The 13,330-nt window shown below is 31.4% G+C and carries 12 protein-coding genes; all 12 read right to left on the reverse strand.

All coding sequences use genetic code 11. The features are described 5' to 3' along the window. Nucleotides 1–1,215, reverse strand: coding sequence for a peptidoglycan DD-metalloendopeptidase family protein (locus tag Q0C22_RS08895; protein WP_291493907.1), 1,215 nt, complete (start codon nucleotides 1,213–1,215; stop codon nucleotides 1–3). Next, nucleotides 1,202–2,038 carry a permease-like cell division protein FtsX gene (locus Q0C22_RS08900; RefSeq protein ID WP_291493909.1) on the reverse strand — a complete coding sequence of 279 codons (837 nt, stop codon included), beginning with the start codon at nucleotides 2,036–2,038 and terminating at the stop codon, nucleotides 1,202–1,204. Before Q0C22_RS08900 ends, Q0C22_RS08895 begins: the two co-directional genes overlap by 14 nt. Then, the gene (locus Q0C22_RS08905) at nucleotides 2,035–2,661 is read right to left on the reverse strand and encodes an ATP-binding cassette domain-containing protein (protein WP_291493911.1); all 627 of its coding nucleotides are present in this window, start codon (nucleotides 2,659–2,661) and stop codon (nucleotides 2,035–2,037) included. The genes Q0C22_RS08900 and Q0C22_RS08905 overlap by 4 nt, the downstream gene beginning before the upstream one ends. After that, on the reverse strand, nucleotides 2,654–3,580 hold the full coding sequence (locus Q0C22_RS08910) for a transketolase family protein (RefSeq protein ID WP_291493913.1): 927 nt from the start codon (nucleotides 3,578–3,580) through the stop codon (nucleotides 2,654–2,656). The genes Q0C22_RS08905 and Q0C22_RS08910 overlap by 8 nt, the downstream gene beginning before the upstream one ends. Beyond that, nucleotides 3,570–4,400, reverse strand: coding sequence for a transketolase (locus Q0C22_RS08915; protein WP_291493915.1), 831 nt, complete (start codon nucleotides 4,398–4,400; stop codon nucleotides 3,570–3,572). The genes Q0C22_RS08910 and Q0C22_RS08915 overlap by 11 nt, the downstream gene beginning before the upstream one ends. Next, nucleotides 4,397–5,248, reverse strand: coding sequence for a uroporphyrinogen-III synthase (locus Q0C22_RS08920; RefSeq protein WP_291493917.1), 852 nt, complete (start codon nucleotides 5,246–5,248; stop codon nucleotides 4,397–4,399). Before Q0C22_RS08920 ends, Q0C22_RS08915 begins: the two co-directional genes overlap by 4 nt. Further along, entirely contained in the window at nucleotides 5,209–6,075 is an 867-nt protein-coding gene (hemC, locus tag Q0C22_RS08925) for a hydroxymethylbilane synthase (RefSeq protein WP_291493919.1), read from the reverse strand. Before hemC ends, Q0C22_RS08920 begins: the two co-directional genes overlap by 40 nt. Continuing rightward, nucleotides 6,062–7,363 carry a glutamyl-tRNA reductase gene (hemA, locus tag Q0C22_RS08930; protein WP_291493921.1) on the reverse strand — a complete coding sequence of 434 codons (1,302 nt, stop codon included), beginning with the start codon at nucleotides 7,361–7,363 and terminating at the stop codon, nucleotides 6,062–6,064. Before hemA ends, hemC begins: the two co-directional genes overlap by 14 nt. Further along, nucleotides 7,360–8,307: a polyprenyl synthetase family protein gene (locus tag Q0C22_RS08935; protein WP_291493923.1), complete on the reverse strand. Its 948-nt coding sequence runs from the start codon at nucleotides 8,305–8,307 to the stop codon at nucleotides 7,360–7,362. The genes hemA and Q0C22_RS08935 overlap by 4 nt, the downstream gene beginning before the upstream one ends. Further along, entirely contained in the window at nucleotides 8,276–10,699 is a 2,424-nt protein-coding gene (gene gyrA / locus Q0C22_RS08940; protein WP_291493925.1) for a DNA gyrase subunit A, read from the reverse strand. Before gyrA ends, Q0C22_RS08935 begins: the two co-directional genes overlap by 32 nt. Before the next feature lies 1 nt (nucleotide 10,700). After that, nucleotides 10,701–13,028, reverse strand: coding sequence for a DNA topoisomerase (ATP-hydrolyzing) subunit B (gene gyrB, locus Q0C22_RS08945; RefSeq protein ID WP_291493927.1), 2,328 nt, complete (start codon nucleotides 13,026–13,028; stop codon nucleotides 10,701–10,703). Continuing rightward, the coding region (locus tag Q0C22_RS08950; protein WP_291493929.1) for a hypothetical protein at nucleotides 13,025–13,330 on the reverse strand (306 nt) is incomplete at its 5' end. The genes Q0C22_RS08950 and gyrB, both read right to left, overlap by 4 nt.

Consider the following 13,330-nt stretch of genomic DNA (forward strand, 5'->3'; position numbering starts at 1 on the left):
CTAACCTCCTAAATATCTTCTATTGATAAAATTTAATGGATTAACAGGAACCGAACCTTTCCTTAATTCAAAATGTAAAATATCACCACTTAGATGACCAATAATCTGACCTTCATTAACCATCTGACCCTTTGACACATTTGGATTTACATGCGCATATATACTATAGTAATCATTCAAATGATTTATAATTATAACGCCGCCTAGACCAGGAATTGTTCCAACATAGTCTACCTGACCTTTTGCTATGGCTCTAATTGGCGAGCCTGCTTTCGCTTTTATATCTATGCCATCATTTCTGGTTTGCACATTAAATACTGGGTTTGTTTTTACACCAAAATTATCAACAATAACACCTTCAACGGGCGGTCTTAAGCCTGTGTGTAAATTTTCAAGTTTCATTCTGCTTTCTGCTTCTTCCTGTTGTTTTTTTAACTCTTGAGCCTTTTTGTATTGTTGGAGTTTTAGTAGTCTTTGTCTTTCAAGCTCCCTTTGTCGTTTAAGTTCTTCCTGTCTTCTAATTTCTTCTTGTATTATTTTATTTAATACTGATTGTAAATAATTCCTTTGCCTTTGAAGGTAAACTATATCATTAATGTAAGCTTGTTTCAACCGTGCTGCTTCTTGTGCCAGTACAGCTATTTTGTTTTTTTGCTGTGCAATGGCATTTTTTTGTTCATTTATGCTGGCAATTAATTTTAGCTGATTGTTTTTTTTGAGTACAAGCTCCTGCTTTTGTTTGTTTAACAACACCTGATGTTCCATGTATGATTTTATTCGCCCTTGTAAATAATGCGCAATTTTTTTATTCATGTATTCGTAATAAAGTCCTTGTGGAAAATATTTTTCAATATTATAAAAGTAATAATAGGCTTTAAGGGCTTTTGAACTTTTGGACTTTTCTTCGTTTAATTTTATAGTTAGTTCTTCTATGCTTTTATTTAAACTCTCAATTTCTGCTGATAATTTTTTTAAATTTTCTTCTTGAGCGCGCAGTTTTTTTTCCAAAACCTGTACTTTTGCATTAAGATCTCTTAATTGGTTGGTGTATGTTATATATTTTTTTTCTGCGAGATTGTAGTGATACTGTTTGTTTGAAATCGATGTGTTTATTTGTTTTATTTGACTTTCTAATTCCTGTTTTTGGCTACCATAAGCTAAAACAGTGCAAAGAAGGGTTATTAAGACTACAAGAAGTGCACTAAATTTTTTCATCTTCAATAAAAAACACAAACAAACTCAAAATTGTCAAGATTATAAGCGAAAAAACTATATATAAACCTGAACTTACGCCAAAAGAAATCAATATATCGTTTTGATAAGCTGGTACTAAATTGATATAATTAATGTACAAAAACATTATGATAGAACCTAAAATTACTGAAAACAAGCTCGCAAATAACCATGAAACAATTGTTTGTTTTAAAAAAATTAAAAAAATCCTTAATCTTTTTATACCAAATAGCTTTAGTTTATTGTAATTGCTGCGTTGTAAATCGTACGAAATTTTTAAAAGCAAAGCTAAAATAATAATTTCAAGTAATATAAAAGTGCCAAGCAAAACATACGAAAATTCTTTAAAAGTTAGTGTGGTTTGGCTGATATTTGCAAACAAACCCTTTGGAATACGCACTTCATCAATCAGGTTGTTTGATTTGAGTGTTTTTTCTATTGAATTAATGTTTGGTGGTTCAGCTGCAAACTGAGGTTTTAAAAAAATCTCCAAAGAGTAGGGCAGTGGATTTTCGCTGAATTGTTGCAGTGGTAAATTTAATTTTGATAATATGTCTGATAAAGCTTCGCTTTTATCTATAAATTTAACACTTTTAACGCCTGCGTGTGTTTTAAGTGAGTTTGCATACGATAAAGCTTGCTCTTTTGATACATTATCTTTAAAAAACACAAAAACCGGTACATTTGAACGCTTTGATTCAAGATAGTTATTGACCGTATATAAAATCGAAGCAGAAAAACTAATTATCAGCAAAAATATAAGCATTATAAATGTTATCACCAGTCTTGTAGAATCTTTTTTCATTGTTCACCTACATTGCATGTATTAAAAATATCTAAATTATCAATGTATTCAATTGGTGTAAAACTTGTAAACACTATCGTCATCTTATAATCATTGTTGAGTTTTTTTAGTATGCTAATAAGCTCTTGTTTGTTTTTGTAATAAGAAAATGGTTCATCTAAAAGCACAAGCGGGACCCTTAAAGCTAAAATCCTGGCCAGTGCCAATCTGTATTTTTCTGATAATGACAAATTGAATATTTTTATATTAAGAAGATTTTTTAGACCAAAAAAATCTATAGCTTCTTCTAAATACTGTTTTCTTTTCAATAATTTTGTCACTAAATGCAGGTAAGCTTTTACGCTTAAGTTTTCTATAAGTCCAAAATCATCAAATACCACACCTATATGACGTCTAAGATGCATCAATCTTGAATATTTTATACGACTTAACGGTTCACCAAAGATCTTTACATCGCCAGATGTAGGCTTTTCCATTCTGCAAATAAGCTTTAAAAGCGTGGTTTTACCGCAGGCAAAACCACCACTTATTTGAACAATCTGTCCTTCCCTTATATAAAAATTTAGCCCTTCAAAAACGCGCTTATCATTATAAAATTTACTGACATCAACAAATTCAATCATCTTCCAAGCTCTTTTTTATTTTACTTGCTATATTTTCTACACTAAAGCCATACTCGCAAAATAAATCTGCCGATGTTCCAGATTGACCAAATTTATCATCAATCCCAATCCTTTTAATGCGCTTTGGCAAATTTTCGCCCAAAAACTCACAAACAGCGCTTCCAAGACCACCAACAATTGAATGCTCTTCAAGTGTAAAAATGTGTCCAACATTTTTTGCGCTATTATAAACCGTATCTGTATCTAATGGCTTTATAGTGCTAACATCAACCACACAAACGCTTATTTTTTCTTTATCAAGCTCTTGCGCAGCTTTAATCGCAAACTCAATTACCGGGCCGCAGGCAAATATGCAGGCATCTTTTCCTTGTTTTAGAATGTTAGCTTTTCCTATCTCGAAATCGTGTGTAGTAAAATTAAGAGATTTTTCCCTTGAGGTTCTTAAATAAAAAGGACCTTTATTTTTATGTAAAGCCAAAACAGCTTTATAGGTTTCATTGTAATCTGCTGGCACAATTACCTGCATATTTGGTAAACTTCTCATTAATGATATATCACATATTGCCTGGTGGGAACCACCATCTTCACCTACGCTTATGCCTGCATGAGAACCGCATAACACTACATCCAGATCCTGGTAACAAATAGATTGTCTTACACCTTCAAAAGCTCTGCCTGTTATAAAAACAGCGAAACTTGATGCAAAAACCTTAAAACCTTCGAGTGCAAACCCTGCTGCTATATCCACCATATTCAGCTCTGCTATACCTATATTAAAAAAACGCTCTGGGTATACTTTTTTAAACTCTGCAGATTTTGTAGAAGAAGAAAGATCTGCATCAAGCACAACAATTTTTTTATCAATGCCTATTTCTACAAGAGCTTTACCGTATGCATCCCTTGTTGCTTTATATTCCATTTTCCACTCCTAACTCCAAAAGTGCTTTATTTAATTCTTCATCTGTGGGCGGTTTGCCATGGTATTCATACTTATTTTCCATAAAACTTACGCCTTTTCCTTTTACTGTGTGTGCAATTAGTGCAAATGGTTTAGAATTCTTTGTATTTTTAAATTGCTCAAATGCATCAAGCAATTGATTGTAATTGTGACCATCCACTTCGTATGTTAAAAAACCAAACGCTTCGAATTTTTCTTTAACAGGACTTATATTCATAACATCGCTAATCGCTCCATCAATCTGCAAACCATTAAAATCCAAAATAACGCATAGATTGTCTAATTTATAATGACTTGCACACATCAAAGCTTCATAAACAAGGCCTTCTTGCATTTCTCCATCGCCAATTAAGCAATAAACATTTGAGTTGCTTTTTTTAAGCTTAAGCGCAAGCGCCATACCAACTGCCTGGGACAATCCATGTCCCAAAGAGCCAGTAGACGCACATACGCCTTTTAATTTTTTAGAGTCAGGATGACCCTGCAGTGGGCTTCCCAGTTTTCTTAAAGTATACAATAAATCCTTATCAAAAAAGCCTTTATAAGCAAGGCACACATAAAGTGCTGGTGCTGCGTGTCCTTTTGATAAAACAAACCTATCCTGATTATCATTTCTTGGGTTATTTGGATCTATATTTAAAACGCCACCAAAATAGAGTGTATTTAGGATATCGATCGAGCTTAAACTACCCCCGCTGTGTCCACTTTTGGCGGCATTGAGAGAAACTAGTATCGCTTTTCTTAGTGTTTTAGAAAACTCTTCTAATTCTTTTGTTTTCAATTTAAATCCTCCAATAATTTAAACATTGCAGGTATTGTAAATTCTTTTGGTATTATACAAGAATATCCAAATTTTTCTACTGCTTTTTGCGTAGTGGTACCAATACAAATAATATTTTTTTTAACACGCCCAGGATAGTCTTTAAAAGTATCTATTAAATACTTAAAAGCAAGCGGGCTGCTGACCAGTGCAAAATCAAAATCACAATCATAAGTATAATAGTCAATGTCTTTTGCCATAAGTGTTTGATATACTTCAAGCACTATCGCTTTTTCATCATAGACTCCATGTTCTTTTGGACAAACAACAAGCGTATCTTTTAAATCAAGCTCGCTTGATGTGTAAATTGATGGATGTTTCACGCTAAAGCCAAAGTTTTTTATGTATTCTGCCGTTTGCTTGCCCACCGCAAACAGTTCTTTGCCGCACAAAAAACTCATACCAGCTTTTTTAACAAAAAAGTCAAAAGCTCTTTTGCTTGAAAAAAACACGCGATCTATGCTTTTTTCTGGTAAATCAAAATCAAGTGCTTCAAACTCAAACACATTTACAGGACACATATTGTATGTATTTTCATATTGAATTGTATATTTAATTAAATCATCTTTATTTGCGCAAAACAATATTTTTGGAGCATTAGAAAAATTAATCACTTCGCTTTGCTTATAATGGCATCTTACAATAACCTCAGCTTTATTTATATCTTTTGTTTTATTGTGCGCTTTTAATAAAAACTTCCCTGGTATATTGCTTTCAAAATAAGCTAATTTGTAAATATCCGGGAAAAACTCTAAACCAATACCACAATCTATATATAAGCTAAACTGTTCTTTGTGTATTCTATACATTCTTTTAAAACCTGTTGTGGCACACCACACTTAAAACAATCAATTTTTTTAAAGGTTTTTGGGTCTGCGTACATTGTTTTTAAACAAAATTGGTCATTTTTATTAAAATAAGCATAAGCACCAATTGGAAAATTACACGAAGCATTTAATGCTTTTACAAATTCTCTTTCTATATTAACACACATATGTGTTGCACTATCGTCTAAAAAATCAAGCTCATCAAATTCGTCTAAGCGCGTTTGCACGCCAATTACACCCTGTCCTGCAGAACTTACTATATCCAGATCAAAGCAGTATGCACTATCATATAAACCAAGTCTTTTCAAGCCTGATTTTGATACAACTATGGCATCAACCACACCTTTTTTTAGCTTTTCAAGACGTGTATCAAGATTGCCTCTAAAATCAATAAATTCTAAATCATCCCTTATATGAGAAAGCTCAACGCGTCTTCTTAGAGAAGTTGTACCGATTAGAGCACCTTTTGGTAATCTCTCAATTGGGCCTTTAAAACTTACAAGGCAATCTTTATTATAGTCTCTTTTTAGTATGAACTTTAGTGGTAATTGATTATTTTCAATAACACTTACGTCTTTAACACTGTGTACAGCTATATCTATGGCTTTATTTAAAAGCGCTACTTCTAATGCGCCTGTAAACAAACCTTTACCGCCAAACTCATAAAGCGGTTTATCTATTTTATCACCAAGTGTAGTAATCCCTACAATCTCGCAAATATAACCCTTTTCAACAAGCAGGTTTTCTACATATTTTGCCTGCCACATTGCGAGCTTTGATTTTCTTGTTCCAATTTTAATTATTTTCATCATCTGGGTTTTCAGAAAAGAAACAGTTTACAGGTTTGTTTTCGATGCTAATATTAAAAAGCCGCCTGATCAGTTCAACATACATATCACCTTCGGGTTCTTTTATAAACTGTCTGATTTTTGAGGTAGGTTCATGAAGTGTTTTATTTAATATTGAGCGAGTTAGCTTATCTATGGCATCAAGCAATTTCTCGTCTGTTTTATATTTTTTTTGAAATTTTTTTAACTCTATTTTTCTTATACGGTCTGCATACTGCCTTAGTGTATCAATTGTTTTGTTGTAATCAAGAGCACTATTTTCTTCTATAAATGCACGCAAATTCTCATCTATAATTTGATGAGATAATTCAATGCTATTTTGTTTTAATAATACACTATCGTTATACACATTTTTTAAATCGTCTAAATTAAAAAGGATAACATTTGGATTTTTCTTTACATTTAAGCTAACAGAAGAAGGCACAGAAAGATCCATAATCAGTAATTTTCTTTCCACATCAATATTTTCAATAATAGGTCTTGGTGTATAAATACATGAAACAACAATATCTACTTCATTAAATAAATTTTTCAAATCTTCCAGAGTTACAATTTTAGCATTGAAATTTTGTGCAAAATCAACCGTTTCACTTCGTCTGTTTGCTATGTAGGCAATCTGTGACCCTTTGTCAGAAAAATACTTAGCAGAAAGACGAGCCATATCACCACTACCAATAATAATTACTTTTTTACTATCAAGACCAAAATGCTCTAAAGCTACATGACTTGCAAGGCTAGCAATAGAAAGGTGCCCTTTTTGTATATTTGTCTGACTCCTTACTATTTTTGCAATAGTAAAAGCTTTACGCATAATCCTGTTTAGTATAGCACCACTTAGATTGTATACCACAGTTGTGCGATATGCATCTTTTAACTGGCTCAAAATCTGTGTTTCACCAATAACCTGTGAATCAAGTCCACTTGATAACTCAAATATATGGCGCACTGCTTCTATAGATTGTTTTTTATATATATATTTTATAGCATTATTCAATTCATACTTTGCATAATCTGACAAATATTTAATTAAAGACTCGCAAGGATTATGATACGAAACTGCTACGATTTCAGTTCTGTTGCACGTTGAAATTATCATAATCTCTGCAATATTAAATGCTTCTTTGATATCTTTTGCACGTTCATGAATAGAAGTACTTTCAAATACAAAAGATTCTCTTACATTTAATGGCGCAGTTTTCCAGTTTAAACCAACAACATATAAATTATTAATGCTTAAATTTTGTGTCATTTATTTCTTTCCACAGCATAATCGGCTAAAAATACAAGAATATCTTTATAAATGGAGTCCGGGAGATGTTGTATATTTTGTTTTGCAATTAAAGCCTTTTGTTTTGCTATCTCAAAAGCATCATTAACACCAAAAGCCCTGCAAGCATGTATGCAATAATTTTTATGTTCCTGACTTTTTGTTTTAAAATATTCAAGCAAATGGTATTTAGTGTCTGGATCTTTTTCTAATGCCAAAATTAACGGTAACGTAACTTTACCTTCAGCTATATCATTATACGTATCTTTACCAATGTCTGTATTTGAATAATCCATTAAATCATCTTTTATCTGAAAAGCCAACCCAAGATTCTTGCCATATTGTCTGAAATGTTCAAGCTCATCAGTTTTACTTGAAAGCAAACAACCACTTACACATGCGCTTTCTATTAAGCTTGCTGTTTTTTTATAAATTATATCAAAGTATGTGTTTACATCAATAATATTTGAAAAATTCTCTATTTCAATAATCTCACCCAATGCCAGATTGTAAGCTGCTTTTGAAATTTCTTTTGCTACATCTACACTTACATCCAAAACTTTATTATAAGCCAACGAATACAAGTAATCTCCACTCATTATAGCAACTCTATTTCCGTATGCTACATTAACACTTTGTTTGCCTCTGCGCATTTTTGCATTATCGATAACATCATCATGAAGCAAGCTTGCTATATGTATATACTCAACTATACATGCTGTTAAATGCAAAATTTCTTCATTATCATAACCCAAACTTCTTGCACTTGCCACTACAAGTATTGGTCTTAAGCGTTTACCACCTGATATATGCTCTATCACTTTATCAAGCAACAAACTCTCGCTTTTAATATTTAGTAAAAGCGTATCAATATTTTTAATAATACTTTGTATGTTAGATATCGCAGTATTGGTCTTTTGTAACATTTACTTTTACCACTGTATCATCATTTTCAAGTTCTATAGCTTTAACACCGTAAGCATATCTTGACATTTCTCTAAACTGAGTTGAATTAATTCTAATCAATTTGCCAAGTTTTGTTGTAATCAAAATCTCACTATTATCCTGAAGTCTTTCTGCATCAATAAGTCTATCATTATCTTTTAACTTTATAATTCTTACGCCTTTTGCACCACGAGAAACTTTTCTTATAGAATCTGCCAAGATTACCTTTGCAATACCGTTTTGTGTAATAAGTACGATTTTATCTTCTTTGCTTTCAAGCTTAAAGCCAGATACAACATTATCATCTTTGGATAAGCTAATACCTTTTACGCCGTAGGCGCTTCTACCCATCTGGCGAACATGCTCTACATCAAATCTTACAGACTGACCCAAAGACGTGCATATTACAATTTCATCTTTTTGCGATACATCTGGTATAATACAAACAAGACTATCATCTTTTAAGTTTATAATCGTTCTGCCATTTGATTTAATATCAGAAAAATTATCAGAAGATATTCTTTTTATAATACCTTTTTGCGTTATGAGTATATAATCATTTCTAGGCTTATATGCGCTTATTGCTTTAATTTGTTCGTTGTTTTTTAAATTCAATAGGTTAACTATAGCTTTTCCTTTTGCATAATTGTTTGATTTTGGTATTTCATAGGCTTTCATGGAATAGATTCTACCATAGTTTGAAAACATCAATACATTATCTAAACTATCTAAAACCAAACAATCCAGAATATAATCATCCTCTGAATATACGGCTGCTATTCTACCTTTGCCGCCTCGCGATTGAACATTGTAAAATGATAAAGGTATGGATTTTATGTAACCTTTATTAGAAAAAGTTATTAAAAGTTTTTCTTGTTTTACCAAGTCTTCTTTGTTTATTTCTTCAAGTTTTGTTACAATTTGCGTTCTTCTTCTGTCAGAGTAATTTTCTTTGATATATATAAGCTCGCTTTTTACTATTGATACTAGCTCATCATAATTACCCAGAATTTTTTCGTAATTTTTTATCTTTTCTAGTATTTCATTGTATTCTTTTTCTAATTTTTCTATTTCCAAACCTGTTAATCGTGATAACCTCATCTCTAAAATAGCGTTCGTTTGTTTGTCACTTAGATTAAATCGTTCTTTGAGTCTATCTTTTGCAATCTGGGGTGTTTGTGATTTTTTTATTATGCTTATTACTTCGTCAATATTTTGTACCGCAATTTTTAAGCCTTCCAGTATATGAATACGTTCTTTTGCAATATTTAGTAAATAAATTGTTCGTCTTTTAATTATCTGTTCTCTAAAATCTAAAAATACGTTAAAATATTCTTTTAGAGATAAAACTTTTGGCACATTATCTACAAGGCATAAATTATTTATACTAAAGCTAACTTCTAGATTGCTCATTTTGTAGAGGTTATTTAAAATTATTTCTGGCTGCTCCGAAGACTTAACTTCAATTACAATTCTTATTCCTTCTTTGTTTGACTCATCTCTTAAATCACTTATACCTTCAATTTGCTTATCTTTTACAAGCTGGGCTATATCTTTTACAAGATTTGCTTTGTTTACCTGGTAGGGTATTTCTTCTATTATAATCATATGCTTGTTGCCAATTTTTTCAATTTTTGCTAATGAGCGTATTTTAATTTTTCCCAGGCCTTTATCATATATTTCTTCCAAAGAATCACACATTACAATGGCCCCGGTTGGGAAATCAGGTCCTTTTATAAAATTAAGTAATTCTTTTGTTTGGGCAGTTCTTTTACTATCTATGTAATAAATTAATGCATCTATGACTTCACCTAAATTATGAGGTGCGATGTTTGTTGCCATACCAACAGCTATACCAGAAGAACCATTTATTAAAAGATTTGGTATCAAACTTGGTAAAACTACTGGTTCTTTTAAGCTTTCGTCATAGTTTGGTTGAAAATCAACAGTATCTTTATCAATGTCTTTTAAAAGCTCTTCTGCAATTTTTGATAATCTAACTTCAGTGTATCTCATTGCTGCGGGGCTATCGCCGTCAACTGAGCCAAAATTACCCTGACCATCTATTAGAGGATATCTCATTGTAAATTCCTGGCTCATTCTAACCATTGCATCATAAACACTTGTATCGCCATGTGGGTGGTACTTACCAATAACATCACCAACAACACGAGCGCTTTTTTTGTAGGGTTTGTTATGTAACAAATCTAATTCGCTCGCTGCATACAGTATTCTTCTGTGTACGGGTTTTAGGCCATCTCTTGCATCCGGAAGGGCTCTTCCTACAATCACGCTCATAGAGTAGTCGATGTAGGATTTTTTCATTGTATCTATAATATTTGTTTTAATAATTCTTTCAAATAAATCTTTCATACTACACATCCAGGTTTGCTAATTTTGCATTTTCTTCAATAAATTTTCTTCTTGGTTCAACTTTATCGCCCATGAGGAGCTCAAATATTTCTTTCGCTTGATTAAAATCATCGATAGTAACAAGATGCATTGTTCGTGTTGCAGGGTTCATGGTAGTTTCCCATAATTGATTTGGGTTCATTTCTCCTAAACCTTTATAGCGTTGTATTTCTATACCTTTTTTAGAAATTTCATCTATGTAATTGAATAGTTTTCTTAAATTATTAAATTCTATTTTTTCTTTATCTCCTTGTTTTGATTGATTAAAAGCTATTATTGGGAATTTGATTTTTGACTCAAGAGCATAAAGTTCTGCTAGTTTTGTGTAAAATTTGCTTGAGAATATTGATTTATCTATATAGAACTCTTTAAGTTGCCTATCCTGTATATAAGAACATTTAATGTTGGTATCAAATTCTTCAATTTTTTCTAAATTCAAGGCTTCTTTTATCTTATTTAGATTATAGATAAGGTTTTGTGTATCTATTCCATTTGTAATGGTATAGTGTAGAAATTTTTCCTGTTTTTCTTCTTTTTCAAATTGCTCAAAAATACTTAATAGGTTCGCAAAACGCAAATAAATATCTTTTAAACTAAAATCTACATCAAAAGAAACTTTTTTTAATGCCCTATCAATTAAAAATGATCTTAAATCAAGATCATCTTTAAAATATTTACTTTGAGTATCATACCTTACTCTATAAAGTGGTGGTTGTGCAATATACAAGTAGCCTTTTTCGATAATAGGACGCAAAAAATTGTAAAAAAATGTTAGAAGCAGTGTTTGTATATGACTTCCATCTACATCTGCATCTGTCATGATAATAATTTTATGATACCTTATCTCATCTATATTAAAATTTTTATCTATATTACAACCAATAGCTGCAACAATGCTTTTTATTTCTTCATTTGATAGTATTTTGTGTAAATTCGACTTTTCTGTATTTAAGATTTTACCTTTAATAGGTAGAATTGCCTGATACTTTCTATCACGCGCTTGCTTTGCACTGCCTCCTGCAGAATCACCTTCAACAATAAAGATCTCTGTTTTTTCTGGATCTTTTTCTTGACAATCAGCTAGTTTTCCAGGTAAATTTTTCGTTTCAAAAATTGTTTTTCTGCGGACAAGCTCGCGTGCATTTTTTGCGGCTTCTCTTGCATTGTAGGCTAATATCGCTTTTTCTAATATTATTTTGATTACATTTGGGTGTTCCTCAAAATAATCGCTTATTTTATCGTAAAGTAAACTCTGCAATTGGCCTTTTGTATCTAAATTTCCTAATTTCGTTTTGGTTTGACCTTCAAATTCTGGGTTTGGTAGTTTGATCGAAACTATACCAATTAAACCTTCTCTACAATCTTCACCACTTAAAGTTATATTTTTTAGTGAATTATTCTTTTTGGCATAATTATTTATTGCTTTTGTAAGTACTGTTTTAAAAATAGAAAGATGTGTTCCACCTTCTTGGGTTAGGATTGAATTTGCAAATGATAAAATATTTGATTCATAGCCTTTTGTATATATAAAAGCACACTCAAATTGTGTATTATCGTGAACAATACTTATTAAAATTGGGTTTTCAAATAAAGGTTCTTTGTTTTTACACAGGTAATTTATAAAATCTACAATTCCATTTTCATAATAGAATGTATTTTTTTTGTCTGTTCTTTCGTCAATTAGACTTATTGTTACATTTTTGTTTAAGAAAGCTAGTTCTTGCAATCTTTTTTCGAGTATTTCGTAGTTAAATACAGTTGTACTAAAAATCAAATCGTCAGGTTTAAATGTTACTATCGTGCCTGTATCATTGCAGGTACTGGTGGTTTTTAAGTCATTTATAGCAATTCCTCGTTCAAATTCCTGCTCAAAAACAAAACCATTCCTGTGAATCTCAACTTTTAAGTATGACGATAGTGCATTTACAACGCTTATACCTACACCGTGTAAACCGCCTGATACTTTATAACTTTTGTTATCAAATTTACCACCGGAGTGGAGTGTTGTTAAAACAAGTGTAGCTGCTGGAATTTTTTCTTCTTTGTGTATTTCTGTTGGGATACCTCTTCCATTGTCTTTTACGGTTACAGAATTGTCTTTGTGGATTATAACTTCAATTTTATCGCAAAAACCTGCCATAGATTCATCTATGGAGTTATCTACTATTTCGTAAATCAGATGATGAAGGCCCTCTGTAGATGTATTTCCGATATACATTGCAGGCCTTTTTCTAACACCATCTAATCCTTTTAATATTTTTATAGATTCTGCTGTGTAGTTAGCTGTCATATTGCCTCACTCAAATGTATTATATTTGCATTTTTGATATTTATATTGCCGAGTGTAGTTATAAATACTTGATTATTTAATGTGTTTATTATTGAAATAATTTTTTCTATGTTTGTATTTGAAATATCACCTTCTAAATCGTCAATTAATATAATTGGTGTTTTGTTTAAAGTATTATAATGCTTAACTAAAGACATCATTAAAGAAAATAAAACCATTTTTTTCTCACCTAATGAAGAATAGCTAAAAATATTCTTTTCGTCAAGAAGTATCTCGATTGAGTCTTTGTATAATGTAAATAT

The sequence above is a fragment of the Desulfurella sp. genome, from assembly GCF_023256235.1.
GTDB lineage: Bacteria > Campylobacterota_A > Desulfurellia > Desulfurellales > Desulfurellaceae > Desulfurella.